16 protein-coding genes are annotated in these 17313 nt (G+C 64.5%); 7 read left to right on the plus strand and 9 right to left on the minus strand.

Annotation, left to right across the window (positions count from 1 at the left end):
- Positions 1-10: 10 nt before the first annotated feature.
- Entirely contained in the window at positions 11-628 is a 618-nt protein-coding gene (locus NOF55_RS22480) for a TetR/AcrR family transcriptional regulator (protein ID WP_306413376.1), read from the minus strand.
- Positions 629-818: 190 nt separating this feature from the next.
- Here NOF55_RS22480 and gltS point away from each other — a divergent pair, with 190 nt between their 5' ends.
- Both gltS and NOF55_RS22490 read left to right on the plus strand, forming a co-directional pair.
- Positions 819-2015, plus strand: a complete 1197-nt coding sequence (gene gltS / locus NOF55_RS22485) for a sodium/glutamate symporter (protein WP_306413377.1) — start codon at positions 819-821, stop codon at positions 2013-2015.
- Between the two features lie 224 nt (positions 2016-2239).
- Entirely contained in the window at positions 2240-3148 is a 909-nt protein-coding gene (locus NOF55_RS22490) for a helix-turn-helix domain-containing protein (RefSeq protein ID WP_306413378.1), read from the plus strand.
- 58 nt (positions 3149-3206) lie between these two features.
- Here the strand turns inward: NOF55_RS22490 and NOF55_RS22495 are convergent, their stop codons facing one another.
- A complete protein-coding gene (locus tag NOF55_RS22495; protein WP_306413379.1) occupies positions 3207-5267 on the minus strand; it encodes a TonB-dependent siderophore receptor in 2061 nt (686 codons plus the stop codon).
- Between the two features lie 288 nt (positions 5268-5555).
- Between NOF55_RS22495 and NOF55_RS22500 the strand changes: the two genes are divergently transcribed.
- The 5 genes from NOF55_RS22500 to NOF55_RS22520 are packed head-to-tail and all read left to right on the plus strand — an operon-like array spanning position 5556 to position 10549.
- The gene (locus NOF55_RS22500; RefSeq protein ID WP_370869043.1) at positions 5556-6554 is read left to right on the plus strand and encodes an iron-siderophore ABC transporter substrate-binding protein; all 999 of its coding nucleotides are present in this window, start codon (positions 5556-5558) and stop codon (positions 6552-6554) included.
- 26 nt (positions 6555-6580) lie between these two features.
- Complete coding sequence (locus NOF55_RS22505; RefSeq protein WP_306413414.1) at positions 6581-7582, plus strand: FecCD family ABC transporter permease; 1002 nt, start codon at positions 6581-6583, stop codon at positions 7580-7582.
- Complete coding sequence (locus tag NOF55_RS22510; protein WP_306413381.1) at positions 7579-8619, plus strand: FecCD family ABC transporter permease; 1041 nt, start codon at positions 7579-7581, stop codon at positions 8617-8619. The genes NOF55_RS22505 and NOF55_RS22510 overlap by 4 nt, the downstream gene beginning before the upstream one ends.
- Positions 8616-9488, plus strand: a complete 873-nt coding sequence (locus NOF55_RS22515; protein ID WP_306413382.1) for an ABC transporter ATP-binding protein — start codon at positions 8616-8618, stop codon at positions 9486-9488. The genes NOF55_RS22510 and NOF55_RS22515 overlap by 4 nt, the downstream gene beginning before the upstream one ends.
- Positions 9485-10549 carry a DUF2218 domain-containing protein gene (locus NOF55_RS22520; RefSeq protein ID WP_306413383.1) on the plus strand — a complete coding sequence of 355 codons (1065 nt, stop codon included), beginning with the start codon at positions 9485-9487 and terminating at the stop codon, positions 10547-10549. Before NOF55_RS22515 ends, NOF55_RS22520 begins: the two co-directional genes overlap by 4 nt.
- 21 nt (positions 10550-10570) lie before the next feature.
- Here NOF55_RS22520 and NOF55_RS22525 read toward each other — a convergent pair whose 3' ends face one another.
- The 7 genes from NOF55_RS22525 to urtA form a co-directional block, all read right to left on the minus strand.
- Entirely contained in the window at positions 10571-10912 is a 342-nt protein-coding gene (locus NOF55_RS22525; RefSeq protein ID WP_306413384.1) for an FmdB family zinc ribbon protein, read from the minus strand.
- A 69-nt stretch (positions 10913-10981) separates the two neighbouring features.
- The gene (gene fmdA, locus NOF55_RS22530; RefSeq protein ID WP_306413385.1) at positions 10982-12214 is read right to left on the minus strand and encodes a formamidase; all 1233 of its coding nucleotides are present in this window, start codon (positions 12212-12214) and stop codon (positions 10982-10984) included.
- A gap of 43 nt (positions 12215-12257) precedes the next feature.
- A complete protein-coding gene (gene urtE, locus NOF55_RS22535; protein WP_306413386.1) occupies positions 12258-12947 on the minus strand; it encodes an urea ABC transporter ATP-binding subunit UrtE in 690 nt (229 codons plus the stop codon).
- Between the two features lie 9 nt (positions 12948-12956).
- Positions 12957-13721 (minus strand): urea ABC transporter ATP-binding protein UrtD, encoded by a 765-nt coding sequence (urtD, locus tag NOF55_RS22540; RefSeq protein WP_306413387.1) that lies wholly within the window; start codon positions 13719-13721, stop codon positions 12957-12959.
- Positions 13722-13735: 14 nt separating this feature from the next.
- Positions 13736-14863, minus strand: coding sequence for an urea ABC transporter permease subunit UrtC (gene urtC / locus NOF55_RS22545; RefSeq protein ID WP_306413388.1), 1128 nt, complete (start codon positions 14861-14863; stop codon positions 13736-13738).
- Positions 14864-14880: 17 nt separating this feature from the next.
- Positions 14881-15807: an urea ABC transporter permease subunit UrtB gene (gene urtB, locus NOF55_RS22550; protein WP_306413389.1), complete on the minus strand. Its 927-nt coding sequence runs from the start codon at positions 15805-15807 to the stop codon at positions 14881-14883.
- Positions 15808-15884: 77 nt separating this feature from the next.
- The gene (gene urtA, locus NOF55_RS22555) at positions 15885-17144 is read right to left on the minus strand and encodes an urea ABC transporter substrate-binding protein (protein ID WP_306413390.1); all 1260 of its coding nucleotides are present in this window, start codon (positions 17142-17144) and stop codon (positions 15885-15887) included.
- Positions 17145-17313 lie beyond the last annotated feature (169 nt).

Consider the following 17313-nt stretch of genomic DNA (forward strand, 5'->3'; position numbering starts at 1 on the left):
GGCAGCACGATCACTGCGGTTTCGGTTGTTCCGCAGCGACGCCGGAGGTCGCCTCCCCCTCCGCCGTCTCGACGTCCAGAAGGCCGGCGATCACCTGCGAAATCAGGCGCTCCAGCGTTCCGCCCTCTCCTTCCTGCAAGGATTCCGCACCGATCACGTCCCTCAGAATCCCGACGCCGACGAGAAAGGCCCCGACCAGGGCTGCACGCTGCTGGCCCACGCCCTCGCATTTGGCGACGAGCGGCGCGATGAAGTCATCGCTCATGACCCGGTGCAACACCCGCGAGGCGTCAGGGCTGGAAAAGGAACGAACGAGGATATCGAGCGAGCGGATCTCGTTCGCTCCCCGCCCGGTCAGAATCTCCTGCGCAAGCGCCGCGGGCAGTTCGTCGCGATCGGCGGCGAAAACCCGCGCCGGCTGGAGCGTCGCCTTGACGGCCTCGTAGAACAGCTTCTCCTTCGACCCGAAGCTGCGATGGACATAGGCCATGTCGACCCCGACATCGCCGGCCAGATCGCGCAACCCGGTGTCCTCATAGGAATGCGCCGAAAAGCGCAGCATAGCGGCCTTGAGGATGCGATCCCGGGTCGTGTCGTCGGCCTCCGCACGGATGACGCGGCTCGGCATTTTCTCTTCTCCACCCTATTGACCATGCCGCAGGACTACCGGCATAAGGCGACGTCGTCAACAGGTGATGACAAGGACACGAAGATCGAAACGGGGAGGTTCGGCAACCGGAAAATCAGGGGTCTCACCGCATGAACGTGCAGGGCTTCGTTTCCAGGCCGGTTCTCCGCCGAAGCAGCAACGGGCCAGAATGCAGGTAGACGCATTTTTCTCCTTCACCATCGCAGTCATCCTTCTGCTTACGGGCAAGATCGTGACGATGAACGTCCTGCTCCTGCGAAAATACGCGATCCCCGAGCCGGTCGTCGGCGGGATATTGTGTACGGCGGTGGTCGCGGCCGCCTACGCGTTCACCGGGCAGCAGATCGTCTTCGAGCTGGGGATGCGCGATTTCCTGCTCCTGCTCTTTTTCGCGGGCATTGGCCTGAAGGCCGATGTGCGCAGCCTGCTTGCCGGAGGACGGCCACTGGCGATCCTGCTCACGCTCGCCATCGTCTTCATGCTTCTCCAGAATTTCGCCGGTCTCGGCATGGCATCGATGTTCGGGCTCGACCCCAAGGCCGGCCTCATGGTCGGGTCGATCTCGCTGACCGGCGGGATCGGGACCACGCTCGCATGGGCCCCCATCTTCGTCGAGCGGCTCGGCATCCCGAACGCCGGGGAACTGGGAGTGGCGGCCAACACCGTCGGCCTCATCGCCGCCTGCGTGATCGGCGGGCCGATCGCCGCCTTTCTCATGAAGCGCCATCGGATCGTCGCGACGCACGATACCGAACTCGACATCGGCGCGTCCTTCGAGAAGCCGCAGTCGAGGCTGGACTATTTCTGCGTCCTGTGGGCGATCCTGGCGCTCAATGTCTCGCTGATCATCGGCCTGAGCATCAACAGCCTGATCGAACTGAGCGGCTTCACCATCCCGGCCTTCGTCAGCTGCCTGATGGCCGGGATACTGATCCGCAACCTGATGCCCTACACGGTCGGCGCGACGATCCAGCGGCTGTGGCCCGGTGTCGAGGACGGACTGGCGCTGATTTCCGACCTGGCGCTCGGCCTCTTCCTGACGATGGCGCTGATGGGGCTCCAGCTCTGGCAGCTCGGCGGCATCTTCATCTTCATCGCCTGCACGCTGGCGGTCCAGATCGCGTTGACGGTGCTTTACACGGTCGCCGTCGTCTTCCGCCTGATGGGACGGAACTATGAAGCCGTGGTGATATCCGCGGGTTTCGGCGGCATCACGCTGGGCTCGACGGCAACCGCCATCGCCAACATGACGGCGGTCACGCAGCAGTATGGCGCAGCGCACCGTGCCTTCATCATCGTGCCGCTCGTCTGCGGGTTCTTCATCGACATCGTCAACGCCATCATCATTTCCGCCTTCGTCGGATGATGTGACGCAGGGCAAGCCATGTCGCGGGCAGCCGAGACGCATTCATGTCTTGCCATACGTCAAAAACATGATAATTTTCGTCATCTTAAAAATTCCGGACGGCACCGTCGCGCGCTGGCAAATCCCTGGCCATTGGAGACGCAAACTGCAATGATTTGCTTCATCGCGATGCTCCGTGAGAAAGGCATGCCCGCCTTCCTGCCGAACAAGGACGGTCCCGAACGGTGACGTATCTTCATTCCATGACCTGCTATACGGAAGGCATCAAGGTGCTTGCGCCCGTCAAGTGGCGCGGCCTCGACGGCCTCGTGAGCGTCTTCTGGGATGCGGAAGGCCAGTCCGGCGCCCGGGGATATTACCTCTCCCCCGATCCGCGCATCGTGATCTTCTTCAACGACGTCTCGCCCCATATCCGGATGACCAACCGGGACGGCGGGATTGCCGGGCACTCCCGCCCGATGACGCGGGCGATCTATGTCCCGGCAGGCGTTCCGCTGTGGACGAATTTCACGTCCACGCATCGCTTTTCCCATCTCGACCTGCATCTGCACAAGGATCGGCTGCTGCGGTTCCTGTCGCCCTCTATCGGCTCGTCGGCGGCGCTCGCGGCCCTGCGCCGCCCGGTGGAAATCCAGGATGCCGGTGCGGTGGAGACACTCGCCGGCCTGCTGGTCGAGGAGGTGTCGACCCCCTCGAAGCATGCCGTCTATGCCGAAAGCCTCGTCGGCAGCATCGTCAGCGGCCTGCTCGACATTCCCGATCCGCGCAGCGAACATGCCAATGGCAGGCTCACGCAGGCGCAGATGAACAAGCTGATCTCGCGCGTCGACACCCACGGCGACAGCCGCCTGACCGTCTCCGAAATGGCGGCGATCGTCGGCCTTTCCGAAAGCTGGTTCGCCAATGTCTTCAAGCAGACGACGGGCAAGACGCCCCTGCAATGGCAGCTCGGCAAGCGCATCGGCCTTGCGCAGAAGCTGCTGGTGGAAAGCGACCTGACCATTGCCGACATCGCCGCCCGGCTCGGCTTTTCCGATCAGGCCCACCTGACGAAAGCCTTTCGGCAGGTGGCCGGCGAAACACCCGCCGCCTGGCGGCGCATGCAGACAGGCCGACACGGCCTCTGCGATTGAAACCGCACCGGATCCCCGATCCGGGAACCCGATGCGCGATGCCCGGCGCCTCCGTTCGTCAGAAGCGGTAACGAAGGGATCCGATGACCGTGCGGCCTTCCTCGACATAGCAGTAGGACCCCGAGCAGGTCGTCTCGCGATTGTCGAAAACATTGCTGACGTTCAGGCGGGCCGTAAGCCCTTCCAGCTTCGGGTTCGCAGCGCCGAAGTCGTAGGCGACAGCCGCATCGACAAGGATACGATCGGCGTTCTTGCCGGTATCGTTGCCGTCGTCCTTCCAGGTTTTGGAGTAATATCGCGCGCCCGCGCCAAGGGAGAGGCCCTCAAGCGGCCCCGACGGCATCTGGTAATGAGCCCACAGCGCGAACTGGTTGGCGGGGATGCCGGCCGGAACCTTGCCCGGATTGTCGCCGGCCAGAATTTCCATATCGAGATAGGTATAGGACGCAAGCAGATCGAGGTTGTCGATCAGATTGGCCTTGGCTTCGATCTCGAAGCCGCGTGATCGCACCTTGCCACGCGTGACGGAGGCACCGATGACGACAGGGTCGGACGCCAGCGTGTTGGTCTGCTCGATGTTGAAGACAGCGGCGTTTATCGCAAGGTTCAGATCGGTCGGTGCATATTTTACGCCGACTTCGAACTGCTCGCCCTCGGAAGGATCGAAATATTCCCCCGTGGCGCTCCTGCCCGTATTGGGGGCGAAGGACGTCGAATAGCTGACATAGGGCGCAATGCCGTTGTCAAAGAGATAGGCAAGACCGGCACGTCCGGAGAAATGGCCGAAATTCCCGTACTGGTTGGCATCCAGCCAGTCGTAGCGGCCGCCGAGGGTCAACACGAACCTGTCGTATTCGATCTGGTCCTGGAGATAGACGCCCGTCTGGCGTTGCTTGAGCGTGTAGAGAGTCGACAGAGCCGTCGGGGGCGTGATCGGCTGCTGGCCGTAATTCCGGTCGACGAGATCGAGGTCCGGCGCGGCGACGCTTCCGAAATCATAACCGCTGTCGAGATAGGTGTAGTCGATGCCCGCGAGCAGCGTGTGGGCAAGCGGCCCCGTATCGACCCTCCATTCGAGCTGGTTGTCGATCGCGAAAGTATCGGCCCGGTCTATCAGACGATTTGCGGTTCGCGTTGCCGACAGGCCGTCCGGGGAAATTCCGACGACAGACACGTACTTCATATCCGTATTTATCCGGGCCGCCCTCAGGTTCTGACGAAAGATCAGGTCGTCCGAGAACCGGTGCTGAAACTCGTAACCGATGCGCTTCTGGATAACATCCATGTCCCCGTAGGCCGGATCTCCGTGCTCGATATCCGTCAGGTTTCCGTTGTCGCTTAAAAAGCCCGCGGCCCCGCCGCTGGTGATGTTCGAATACTCACCGAGAATCGTCAGCTGCGTGTCGTGATCGTCCGAGCGCAGGGTCAAGGCCGGTGCGATATAGATGCGGTCGTCCTTCGTTGCGACGAACTGGGTGTCCGCGCCCCGGGCAAGGCCGGTGATCCGGTAGAGGATATTGTCGTTTCCGGCGACGGGTCCGGACGAATCGATATTGATCTGGCGGCGGTCGAAATTGCCGGCCTGCACTTCGATCTCGTTGAACGGCACCTCGGTCGGACGTTTGCTGACGACATTGACGATCCCTCCCGGCGAGCCTCCGCCGTAAAGGACGGAGCTGGGGCCCTTCAGGATGGTGACGCCCTCGATCCCGTAGGGCTCCTTGCGCGCAACCGAAAAGACGCCTCCCAGATCACGCAGGCCGTCCCGATAATAGCCGCTGTCAGTGACATTGAAGCCCCGGATGAAAACCGTGTCGAACCGGGGGTCGAAGCCGAACACGCCCGTTCGCACCCCGGAACTGTAATTGGTCGCCTGGACAAGGCTCTGCACGTTGCGGTCTTCAAGTTCCTTGCGCGATACCGTCGAGACCGACTGAGGCACTTTCGCAAGCTCGACCTGGGTCTTCGTGCCGACCGTGGCTGACTTGCCGACATACCGGTCCGTCTTGACGGGGCCGCTTGAACTGACGCCGGCCTCCTGCGCGTCGGCATCCGATTCCACGACGATCGGAGCGAGCGTGGTATCTTCCTGCGCCAGCGACGGGGCAAGGCCGATCACGCAAAGGCAGTATGCGGAAAGAGAGGTCGTTTGAAGAAGACGCACCGGGGCTGAAACGCGCAAAGTCATGGAGAAAAGCCTCTGTGTTTGACGAATGAGTCATTGGCAGGGAAACATGAGTGCTCATATCAACTATAGAAACCGTCCAGTATTGTAGATTCCTGCGGTTTTGTAGAAACCTACGGAAACTTCGCCGCTTCGTTGCCAAGCCACGGGCATCCGCCTTGACGCCGCCCGATGAACCTGAAACGAAAACTCCACTTTGAAACGTCATGGAGGGTTTCGCCAATGCTGCGGCTCTTTCGTTTTCCCATGAGATTCGTCGCCCTGTGCCTCTGGTTCATCGCAGCCGGCTGCGCTGGGGCTGCGGAGGATACGTCTTATCCCATCGTCATCGAGCATGCGCTGGGCACGACGACGATCGCCAGGAAGCCCGAGCGCGTGGCGACGGTCGCCTGGGCGAACCACGAGGTTCCGCTGGCGCTCGGCATCGTGCCGGTCGGCTTTGCCGCTGCCAATTTCGGCGATGACGACGGCGACGGGCTGCTGCCCTGGGTGGCCGAAAAGCTTACGGAACTCGGCGCCGAAACGCCCGTGCTCTTCGACGAGGGCGACGGCATCGACTTCGAGGCGGTCGCCGCCACGCGGCCGGACGTCATCCTGGCGGCCTATTCGGGGCTCAGCCAGTCCGACTACGACACGCTGAGCCAGATCGCTCCGGTCGTCGCCTATCCCGAATCCGCCTGGGCGACCGACTGGCGCGAGATGATCCGCCTCAACAGCGCCGGGCTCGGCATGGCCGCCGAAGGCGAGGCGCTGATTGCGCGCATCGAGAAGGAGATTGCCGAAACGGTCGCCGGGCATTCGGAACTTCAGGGCAAGACGGCGATGTTCGTCACCCATCTCGACGTCACCAACCTGAGCACCGTCAATTTCTACACCGCCAACGATACGCGGGTGAAGTTCTTCGCCGACCTCGGGCTCACATCGCCGAAAAGCGTGCTGGAGGCGACGAAGCCGGGGCAGTTCGCCGCCAGCGTCAGCGCAGAACGGGTCGATATCTTCAACGATGTCGACATCGTGGTAGCCTATGGCAGCATGCCGCTGCTGGACGCCGTGAAAGCCGACCTGCTGCTGTCGCGGATGCCCGCCGTCGGCAAGGATGCCCTCGTCATGCTCGGCCGCAACCCGCTCGGCACCGCCGCCAACCCGACGCCGCTTTCGATCTCCTGGGTGCTGAAGGACTATGTCGCGCTTCTTGCCGCTGCCGCCGGGAAGTCGCAATGAGGACTGACGTTGCCGCGGCGCGAGGCATGCCGGCGCCGGCCCGCTCGCGGGCGCTGTGGCTGATGCTGACCGCGGCCGCGCTCGTCCTGCTTTCGGCACTCTCCGTGGCGACCGGCACGCGGGACGTCGGCCTCGGCGACATTGCGGCGGCGCTCGGCGGACATGTGGAGACGATCGATCAGGCGGCGGTGGCCATGCGGGTTCCCCGCACGATCCTCGCCCTTCTCGCCGGCGGCGCGCTCGGGCTGGCCGGAGCGATCATGCAGGGGGTAACGCGCAATCCGCTCGCCGATCCCGGCATCCTCGGCGTCAACATGGGCGCATCGCTGGCGGTGGTGGTGGGCGTCGCCTGGTTCAACATCGCCTCCGCCCATGCCTATATCTTCACGGCCATTCTCGGCGCCGGGGTCTCCGCGGTCTTCGTCTATGTCATCGGCTCGCTCGGGCGCGGCGGCGCCACGCCGCTCAAGCTGGCCCTTGCCGGGGCCGCCACCTCCGTCGCCTTTTCCTCGCTGGTCATCGCGGTGGTGCTGCCGCGAAACGATATCGCCGGCGGCATCCGCGCCTGGCAGATCGGCGGCGTCGGCGGGGCGACTTTCGAGCGCATCCTGCCTGTCCTGCCGTTTCTCGCGGCAGGCTTCGTCATCAGCCTGCTGTCGGCGCGCAAGCTGAACTCGCTGGCGCTTGGCGACGAGCTGGCCGCCGGGCTCGGCGAGCGCGTCGCCGTCGCCCGGGCCGTCGCCGCGTTCGGCGCAATCCTGCTGTGCGGGGCGATCACCGCGGTCTGCGGCCCGATCGGCTTCCTCGGCCTGATCGTGCCGCATCTCTGCCGCCTGCTGGTCGGGGTCGATCATCGCTGGCTGTTGCCCTTTTCCGCGCTCGGCGGCGCCGGCCTGCTGCTGGCCGCCGATATCGTCGGGCGCATCATCGCCCGCCCGGGAGAACTCGATGTCGGCATCGTCACCGCCTTCGTCGGCGCGCCGTTCTTCATCTGGATCGTTCGCCGCCAGCGGGTCCGCGACCTATGACGACGCTTTCTCCCATCATCGACACCATCGTCGACAACCGCAGCCGCCGCACGCGCAGGCGCACGCTGGTCATCGCCGTTCTCGCGGCCCTTCTCGCCGCCGCCTTCACCCTGACCCTGCTGCTTGGCCAATCCTTCACGCCGCCGCAGGATATCGTCCGCCTGCTGATGGGCGAGGACGTGCCGGGCGTGGCCTTCACCATCGGGCAACTGCGGTTGCCGCGGGCGATCCTGTCGGTGCTTGCGGGCCTGAGCTTCGGTCTCGGCGGCGTCGCCTTCCAGATCATGCTGCGCAATCCGCTCGCCAGTCCCGACATCATCGGCATCAGCTGGGGCGCAAGCGCGGCGGCGGTGTTCGCCATCGTCGTCCTGTCGCTGAAGGGGGCGATCGTTTCGGTCCTCGCCGTGGGCGCCGGCCTCGGCGTAGCCCTGCTGGTCTATGCGCTCTCCTTCAGGAACGGCGTGGCCGGCACGCGGCTCATCCTCGTCGGCATCGGCGTTTCGGCCATGCTGGAAAGCTTGATCGCCTATATCCTGTCAGGCGCGCCGGCCTGGAGCCTTCAGGAAGCGCTGCGCTGGCTGACCGGCAGCGTCAACGGCGCGCAACCCGGCCAGGCCCTGCCTCTCCTGCTGGCCCTTGTCCTTTTCGGAGGCCTGCTGCTCAGCCGCGCCCGCGATCTCGAGGCGCTGCGGCTGGGCGACGACACCGCCGCCGCCCTCGGCGTCCGGGTCGGCCGGACCCGCGTCGTGATCATCATCGCCGCGGTCGGCATGATCGCCTGCACGACGGCGGTCACGGGACCCATCGCCTTCGTCGCCTTCCTGTCCGGGCCGATCGCCGCCCGCATCGTCGGCAATAACGGCTCGCTTCTGATCCCCTCCGCGCTGGTCGGTGCGGTGCTCGTGCTGGCCGGCGACTATTGCGGCCAGTTCCTCCTGCCGAGCCGCTATCCGGTGGGCGTCGTGACCGGCGCATTGGGCGCGCCCTATCTCATTTACCTGATCATACGCGTCAACCGCTCCGGAGGATCGCTATGACGACCCATTCCCTCACCGTCAGCCAGCTTGCCGCCGGCTATGGCGACAGCGTCGTTCTGGACGGGCTCGACCTTGCCGTGCCGTCCGGCCGAATCACCGTGATCGTCGGCGCCAACGCCTGCGGCAAGTCCACGCTCCTGCGGGCCATGTCGCGGCTGCTTGCACCGCAGCGCGGCCATGTCCTGCTCGACGGCAAGTCAATCCACCGGATCGCGCCGCGGGAACTGGCGCGCACGCTGGGCCTGCTTCCCCAGTCGCCCGTTGCGCCGGAAGGCATCACGGTGGCCGATCTCGTCAGCCGGGGACGGCATCCGCATCAGGGCCTGTTTTCGCGCTGGACGCACAGGGACGACGAGGCCGTGGCGGCGGCGCTCGCAGCTACCAGAACCGTGGAGCTTGCCGAACGGCCGGTGGACGAACTGTCCGGCGGGCAACGCCAGCGGGTCTGGATCGCGATGGCGCTGGCACAGCAGACGGACCTTCTGCTTCTGGACGAGCCGACCACGTTCCTCGACATCAGCCATCAGATCGAGGTACTGGATCTCCTGACCGATCTCAACGAGACGCGCGGAACCACCATCGTCATGGTGCTGCACGACCTCAATCTTGCCGCGCGCTACGCCGATCATCTCGTGGCGATGGCAGACGGGCGCCTGCATGTTTCCGGCAGGCCGGAGGAGGTGCTGACCGAGGAGACGGTACGGCAGGTCTTCGGCCTCGAGAGCCGCATCATCGCCGACCCGACCTCGGGCAGGCCGATCATGCTTCCGATAGGCCGGCACCGGATGCTGGCCGAGCCCTCCATCCACGAGAGCGGACGGGACGAAAGCGCCGGCATGGAGACGTTCCAGAGCGAGGACCGATCATGAGCACCGTTACGGATTTCAAACTCTCCGGCATCGCGCTGCCGAAGGATGCCGGCCATATGCTCGACGAAATCTGCGAACACTTCGTCGAGCATGCCGAGGTTCACCGGACCGGCGATCTCGTGCGGCTGAAGAGCGAGACCGGCACCGCCGACTTCCGCAGGGAGGACGGCCGGCTGCTGATCGAACTCGCCTGCCCGACGGCGGACATGCTCCAGATGAGCCGCACCCTCATCGCCGAGCATCTGTTCTACTTCGCCGGGGACGATCCGCTCGAACTCCGCTGGTCCGGCGCGCCGCCGCTGGCCGTGCTGCCGAACCTCCACGAAGTCACCGTCGTCTCGGCCGAAAACGTCACTCCGCACATGCGGCGGGTGAAATTCGCCTGCGCCGACGTCGCGCCGTTCGTCGGCGGCGACATGCACGTCCGCCTGCTCGTTCCGCCGAAGGGCCGGCCGCCGGTCTGGCCCGGCACGCGCGAGGATGGCCGCGTCGCCTGGCCGGAGGGCGAGGACGAATTGCTGGTCCGAATCTACACGATCCGCGCCGTCGATCTCGAGCGCCGGGAACTGTGGATCGATTTCCTCCAGCACCCTGCCCCCGGCGTCCCGACCCCCGGGGCCGATTTCGCCCGCGATGCGCAACCGGGCGAAACGGTCGCGCTGCTCGGGCCGGCGGGCGGCGGCCCGCCGCAGGCAGGCTCCATCCTTCTGGCCGGAGACGAGAGCGCCCTTCCGGCGATTGCCCGCATAGCCGCCGAGGTGCCGGCAGGCACGCGGATGCAGGCCCTTATCGAGGTCGACGACGCGACGGAAGAACAACCGCTGCCGACCGCGGGCCAGCTCGACGTTCAATGGCTGCACCGCAAGACCTACGCCGCCGGCACCGCCAGCGGTCTCGTCGAAGCGACCCGGAAGGCGATTGCCGCCATCGACGACGAGACCTTCGTCTGGGTGGCCTGCGAAAAACAGGATGTGCGGACGATCCGGACCTTCCTCAAGACGCGCGGGCATGACAGGCGGCGCATGTATGCCGCCTGGTACTGGGAGCGCACCCGGACGTAGCCATCGCGCACGCAATGCGGCTCAATGAGAAATCATCCACGGCCGGGCGGAGGGAAACGTCTTCGCCCCGTCGGCGCGATAGACGGCTCTGGATTTCCCGGCGCCGCCCTTGGAACAGCAGCCGCAGCCCGGCGGATGGAGGCCGTCCTTGCGGGTGCTTTTCGGCTCGTGCGCCGCGCGTTCGTTGATGGCGAAAGCCTGCCGGCGTCCGGCCTCCATCAGCGCGAAAGCCGGTGCGGAAAGGATGACCCGCGCGGCGCTCGCACCGCAATGCGGGCAATCGCCCGGTTCGGCACATTGCGACATCGGGCGCAGTTCGGTGAAGTCTCCGCAGGTGTCGCAGCGATAATCGTAATAGGGCACAGGTCGTCTCCTCGATGCTGGTATTGCAGGGCGGGGAAGGCTTTCCAGCGGCCTCCCCCTTCCCCATTTTCAAAGGTCGGGGGCGATCGGCATGTCGACCGATCCGTCGAGGAATTTCTTCGGTCCGTCCGCGCCGGGCATGATGTCGAAGTCGAAGATTTCGGTCGGCACCCAGAGCGTCGCGCAGGAATTCGGAATGTCGACGACGCCGGAAAAGTGGCCCTGCACCGGCGCGCTGCCGAGGATCGAATAGGCCTGCGCGCCGGAATAGCCGAACTTCTTCAGGTATTCGATGGCGTTGAGGCAGGCCTGCCGGTAGGCGACGTTGGCGTCGAGATAGTGCTGCGTGCCGCTCTCGTCGACCGAAATGCCCTCGAAGATCAGGTAGTCCTTGTAGTTCGGCACCATCGGCGAGGGCTTGAAGATCGGGTTCCTGATCCCGTACCTGGCCATGCCGTCCTTGATGACGTCGACCCGGATGTGCAGCCACGCGCCGAACATCTCGATGGCGCCGCAGAAAGTGATTTCGCCGTCGCCCTGGCTGAAGTGCATGTCGCCCATCGACAGGCCGCCGCCCGGAACGTAGACCGGGAAATAGATCTTCGAGCCGCGCGACAGGTCCTTGATGTCGCAATTGCCGCCGTGCTCGCGCGGCGGCACCGTGCGGGCACCCTCGGCAGCGACCTTGTCGAAGCCCTCGCCCTTCAGCTTGCCGAGATGGGCCGTGCGGGCGTGCGGCGGGTTGGCGAGCGGCGGGACGCGCTCCGGATCGGTGTCGATCAGCGCCTGCTCGCGGGCGTTCCAGGTTTCCAGAAGCGTGCGGTCCGGCAGGGTGCCGATCAGGCCGGGGTGGATGAGGCCCGCGAAGGAGACACCGGGAATGTGGCGCGAGCGGGTGAACATGCCCTCGTAATGCCAGATCGATTTCTGGGCCGAGGGAAAGTGATCGGTCAGGAAACCGCCGCCGTTGGTCCTCGAAAAGAAGCCGTTGAAGCCCCATTCATGGCCCTTCAGCGTGCCGGCGTCGAGAATGTCGACGACGAGCAGGTCGCCCGGTTCCGCGCCCTTCACCCCGATGGGACCGGAGAGATAATGCACCGTGGTCAGGTCGACGTCGCGGATGTCTTCGGCGGAATCGTCGTTCTTGATGGCGCCGCCGGTCCAGTCGACGGTTTCGACGATGAAGTCGTCGCCGCGCTCCACCCAGGCCGCAATCGGAATATCCGGATGCCAGCGGTTGTGCAGGTTCTCGTTTTCCGTCGCCGGGCGCGACAGGTCGACGGAGATCAGTGTTTCGGGCATGTCAAGTCTCCTCTGGTTGGGACGGGTGAAGACGGTGGGGCGCTCAGACCGACAGGAAGGCGGAAACCTTTTCCTCGTCGATGCCTTGCCGCGGACTTTCATGGACAATGGCGCCCTTCTCGATCACCAGCACGCGGTCGGCCATGTCGAGGGCGAAGCTCAGAACCTGTTCGGACACCAGGATCGTCAGGCCGATCTCGTCGCGGATGCGGCAGAGCGTTTTCGCCATGTCCTTGATGATCGAGGGCTGGATGCCCTCGGTCGGCTCGTCGAGCAGAAGCACCCTCGGCTTCGAGGCGAGCGCCCGGGCGATGGCGAGCTGCTGCTGCTGGCCGCCGGAAAGATTGCCGCCACGCCGGCCGCGCATATCCTTCAGAACCGGAAACAGCGTGTAGAGCTGTTCCGGCACGGCGCGCTCGCCGGTGACGGTCAGGCCGGTCTCGATATTCTCCTGCACCGTCATGGCCGGAAAGATCATGCGGCCCTGCGGCACATAGGCCAGACCGGCGGCGACGCGGCGGTAGCTTTCCAGCCCGGCGACCTCGGCGTCGCCGACGCGGATCGACCCTTCCGCCGCCGGCACGATGCCGATCAGCGATTTCATCAGCGTCGTCTTGCCCATGCCGTTGCGGCCCATGACGGCGACGATCTCGGCCGGGCCCAGATCAAGGTCGAGTCCGTGGATGATCTCGCTCTGGCCGTAGAAAACGCGGAGGTTGGAGACGGTTAGCATGCTTCGCTCCTAATGCCCGAGATAGACTTCGATGACTTTCGGGTCGTTCTTGACCCTTTCCATGCTGCCTTCGGACAGAACCCTGCCCTGATGGAGCACGGTGACGCGGGTGGCGATGTCCTCGACGAACTTCATGTCGTGCTCGATGACGATCACCGACTGGTTGCGGATGATGGTGTGCAGAAGCTCCGCAGTCTTGACCCGCTCGGCGACGCTCATGCCGGCCACCGGCTCGTCGAGCATCAGCAGGCGCGGGCTCTGGATGAGCAGCATGCCGATCTCCAGCCATTGCTTCTGGCCGTGGCTGAGGATGCCGGCCTGTACGCCGAGATGGTCCTTCAGGAAGATCATCCCGGCCACCTCCTCGACGCGCGATTTCACCTCGCCGTCGCGCTTGAAGAACAGCGCGCCGAACACGTCGCGGCCGCGCGGGAAGGACAGTTCGAGGTTCTCGAACACGGTCAGGTCCTCGTAGATCGACGGGTTCTGGAACTTGCGGCCCACCCCGGCGCGGACGATCTCGTATTCGCGCCGGGTCGTCAGTTCCTCGCCGGCGAAGCGGATCGAGCCGGAGGTCGGCTTCGTGCGGCCGCAGATCAGGTCGAGCACCGTGGTTTTCCCGGCCCCGTTCGGGCCGATGATGACGCGGATCTCGTTCTCGTCGACATAGAGGGACAGGTCGTTGACGGCCTTGAACCCGTCGAAGGAGACGGTGAGCGCTTCGACCGCGAGGAGGAAATCCTTCGGCACCGCGGCTCCGATTGGCTGGTTCATCGCTTTTCCTCCCTTCAGTTGCCGCCGGCAAGCGATGCCGGGCGCGAGCGCGAGAAGAGACGGTCGAGCAGACGCGTCGCGGCCGGCTCGACGTAATCCCGGAAGAGGCCGGCGAGCCCGAGCGGGAAGGCCATGACCACGGCGATGAACAGGCCACCCATCGCGAACAGCCAGAGTTCCGGGAAGCTTTCGGAAAAGCTGGTCTTGGCGGCGTTGACGAGAAGCGCGCCGTAGACCGCGCCGAACAGCGACAGGCGACCGCCGACCGCGCAGAAGATCACCATTTCGATGGAGGGCACGATGCCGACGAAGGAGGGCGACATGAAGCCGACCTGGAGCGTGAACATCGCCCCGCCGATGGCCGAGAACATGGCGGCCAGGCAGAAGACGAAGATCTTGAAGTCGGCGACGTCGTAGCCGGAGAAGCGGACGCGGTCCTCCCGGTCGCGCATGGCGACCAGCAGCCGGCCGAATTTCGAGACCCGCACGAACTGGGCGAAGACGAGGCAGGCAAGCAGCAGGCCGGCATTGACGAAATAGAGAACGAACTTGGCGCTGTCGGTGCGGATGTCCCAGCCGAGAAGCGTGCGCAGGTCGGTGATGCCGTTGACGCCGCCGGTATAGCCCTGCTGGCCGATGATGAGGATCGTCAGGATGGCGGCAATGGCCTGGGTGATGATGGCGAAATAGACGCCGCCGACCCGGCGCTTGAACATGGCCGCGCCGATGATGAAGGCGAAGAACGCGGGCACGGCGACAACGGCGAACAGGGTGAAGGCGAAGGAGTTGAACGGCTGCCACCAGAACGGCAGGGCCGTCACCTGGTTCCAGTCCATGAAATCCGGAATGCCGGGGGTGGACTGAATGGCGGTCGCCTGAGGCGTCGAGGCTTCCAGCTTCAGGAACATGGCCATGCAATAGCCGCCCAGCCCGAAGAAGATGCCCTGCCCGAGACTGAGAATGCCCCCCGCCCCCCAGCACAGCACGAGGCCGAGGCCGACGAAGGCATAGGTCAGGTACTTGCCGACGAGGTTCAGGCGGAAGACGTCGAGAACGCCGGGGATGACGAGAAGAAGCAATGCGGCGAGCGCGACGAAGGCCAGCCATTCGCGTTTCTGGAACAAGGTGGTGTCGGGAATCATGGCGATCGGCTCCCCTGTTAGCGGCGGATGTTGAGGGTGAAGAGGCCTTGCGGGCGCAGCATCAGGATGCCGACCACGGTCAGCAGGGTCAGGACCTTCGCCATCGACCCGCTCAGGAAGAATTCGAGCGTCGACTGTGCCTGCGAGATGGTGAAGGCCGAGGCGATGGTGCCGAGGAGGCTCGCCGCACCGCCGAAGACGACGACGAGGAAGGTATCGACGATATAGAGCTGGCCGGCGGTCGGGCCGGTCGAGCCGATCATGGTGAAGGCCGAGCCGGCGATGCCGGCGATGCCGCAGCCGAGCGCGAAGGTGATGCGGTCGACCCGGCGGGTGTTGATGCCGACGGCGCCGGCCATGACACGGTTTTGCAGGACGGCGCGGACCTGCCGGCCGAAGGTGGAATGGTACATCAGGGCATAGACGCCGCCGGCGATGAGGAAGGTGAGCGCCATGACGAACAGGCCGTTGATCGGGATCTCGATCAGATCGGTCAGCGCCACCGATCCCATCAGCCAGTCCGGCAGGGTGACGCCCACTTCGCGCGCGCCGAACACCGAACGGTAGAGCTGCTGGAGAATGAGCGACAGGCCCCAGGTGGCGAGCAGCGTGTCGAGCGGCCGGTGGTAGAGAAAGCGGATCATGCTCCACTCGACCAGAAGGCCGAGGGCGAAGCTGGCCACGAAAGCAAGCGCCATCGCGGCGAAGAAGTAGACCGGAAACAGCGCCGGGGCGTAACTCGCCGTCAGCGACGAGCAGATGAAGGTCACATAGGCGCCGAGGATCATGAATTCGCCGTGGGCCATGTTGATGACGCCCATCTGGCCGAAGATGATCGCGAGGCCGAGCGCCATCAGCACGAAGACCGAGAAAAGGCTGAGACCGGCAAAGCCCTGCATTGCCAGGATCGCGCCCAGTTCTCCAAGCGTATAGTCGCCAAACATGGTTGCCTCTGAGATCGTTCGTCGGAAGGGAAAGGGAAAGGCGGCGCCGCGGACGGACCGCGACGCCAAGGGCGGGCTTACTGGTAGCCCTCGGGGAACGGGTTCGGCTCCATCAGGTCGGCCGTCTCGTAGACCACGTCATACTGGCCGTCGGCGCGGGCATGGCCGACGCGGGTCTTGGACCACAGGTGATGGTTCTTGTGGATCTTGACGTAGCCTTCCGGCGCGGTGGTCAGCTCGATGTCGGGCGAGGCTTCCTTGATCCTGTCGATGTCGAAGGAGCCGGCCTTCTCGACCGCCGCCTTCCACAGCCAGGGGCCGAGATAGGCGGCCTGCGTCACGTCGCCGATGACGATGTCGTTGCCCCACATCTTCTTGAAGGCATCGACGAAGGCCACATTGTTCGGATTGTCGAGGCTCTGGAAATATTTCATCGTGGCATAAGCGCCGGCGATGTTCTCGCCGCCGATGCCGAGGATTTCGTCTTCCGTCACCGAGATGGTCAGAAGCAGCGGGCTTTCTTTGGCCAGATCGATGCCGGCGGCCTTGAGCTGCTTGTAGAAGGCGACGTTGGAGCCGCCGACGACGATCGCGTAGATCACGTCCGGCCTGGTCAGCTTGATCTTGTTGATGACCGAGTTGAACTGGGTGTGGCCAAGCGGATAATATTCCTCGCCGACCACCTTGAGGCCCAGTTTCTCGATGTGCTTGCGGGCGATCTTGTTGGAGGTGCGCGGCCAGATATAGTCCGAGCCAAGCAGGTAGAAGGTCTTCGCATCCTTCTCCTTCACCACCCAGTCGATTCCGGCGATGATCTGCTGCGTCGCTTCCTGGCCGGTGTAGATGACGTTCGGGCTTTCTTCCAGGCCCTCATAGAAAGTCGGGTAGTAGAGCATGCCGTTATACTGCTCGAACACCGGCAGGACCGCCTTGCGCGACGCCGAGGTCCAGCAGCCGAAAACGGCGGCGACCTTGTCCTGGACGAGCAGCTTCTTGGCCTTTTCCGCGAAGGTCGGCCAGTCGGAGGCACCATCTTCCTGAACGAACTCGATCTTGCGGCCAAGGATGCCGCCCTCGGCGTTGATCTGCTCGATCGCCAGCTTTTCCGCCTGCACCGATCCCGTTTCGGAAATCGCCATCGTGCCGGTCACGGAATGCAGGATGCCGACCTTGACGGTCGTGTCCGTCACGGCGAGCCCGGTGGTGTTGACCTTTTCGGTCGGGAAATCGGCGGCCAGCAGCGGGCGGGAAAAGGCGGCGGCCAGCGGCAGGGCCGCAAGGCCGGCCAGCAGCCTGCGGCGCGTCACGGGAAGTATGTTGGGGGTCACGTCCTTCATTGCGAAGCCTCATCCTGTCTTTGAGAGTGGAGGAACTGTCGCTGGCCCCGGGTCGCCAACTGGAGGTCAGTGTCGGCTTCGAAGGGCGGATCGGCCAATGGAGTATTTGACGTATTGGACCGTGACCATTTTACCCCTAGCATAGGGACGAATGGCCAAGAGAAGAATT

Source organism: Ectorhizobium quercum (assembly GCF_026552795.1).
Classification (GTDB): Bacteria; Pseudomonadota; Alphaproteobacteria; order Rhizobiales; family Rhizobiaceae; genus Ectorhizobium; species Ectorhizobium quercum.

What these genes read in the sequence shown, in the direction of transcription:
- fmdA (WP_306413385.1), bottom strand. Translation starts at nt 12,214, where the DNA reads ATGCCCGAAACACTGATCTCCGTCGACCTGTCGCGCCCGGCGACGGAA.
- NOF55_RS22515 (WP_306413382.1), top strand. Translation starts at nt 8,616, where the DNA reads ATGACGACCCATTCCCTCACCGTCAGCCAGCTTGCCGCCGGCTATGGC.
- NOF55_RS22510 (WP_306413381.1), top strand. Translation starts at nt 7,579, where the DNA reads ATGACGACGCTTTCTCCCATCATCGACACCATCGTCGACAACCGCAGC.
- NOF55_RS22480 (WP_306413376.1), bottom strand. Translation starts at nt 628, where the DNA reads ATGCCGAGCCGCGTCATCCGTGCGGAGGCCGACGACACGACCCGGGAT.
- NOF55_RS22505 (WP_306413414.1), top strand. Translation starts at nt 6,581, where the DNA reads ATGCCGGCGCCGGCCCGCTCGCGGGCGCTGTGGCTGATGCTGACCGCG.
- urtC (WP_306413388.1), bottom strand. Translation starts at nt 14,863, where the DNA reads ATGATTCCCGACACCACCTTGTTCCAGAAACGCGAATGGCTGGCCTTC.
- urtA (WP_306413390.1), bottom strand. Translation starts at nt 17,144, where the DNA reads ATGAAGGACGTGACCCCCAACATACTTCCCGTGACGCGCCGCAGGCTG.
- NOF55_RS22520 (WP_306413383.1), top strand. Translation starts at nt 9,485, where the DNA reads ATGAGCACCGTTACGGATTTCAAACTCTCCGGCATCGCGCTGCCGAAG.
- urtB (WP_306413389.1), bottom strand. Translation starts at nt 15,807, where the DNA reads ATGTTTGGCGACTATACGCTTGGAGAACTGGGCGCGATCCTGGCAATG.
- urtD (WP_306413387.1), bottom strand. Translation starts at nt 13,721, where the DNA reads ATGAACCAGCCAATCGGAGCCGCGGTGCCGAAGGATTTCCTCCTCGCG.
- NOF55_RS22500 (WP_370869043.1), top strand. Translation starts at nt 5,556, where the DNA reads ATGCTGCGGCTCTTTCGTTTTCCCATGAGATTCGTCGCCCTGTGCCTC.
- gltS (WP_306413377.1), top strand. Translation starts at nt 819, where the DNA reads ATGCAGGTAGACGCATTTTTCTCCTTCACCATCGCAGTCATCCTTCTG.
- urtE (WP_306413386.1), bottom strand. Translation starts at nt 12,947, where the DNA reads ATGCTAACCGTCTCCAACCTCCGCGTTTTCTACGGCCAGAGCGAGATC.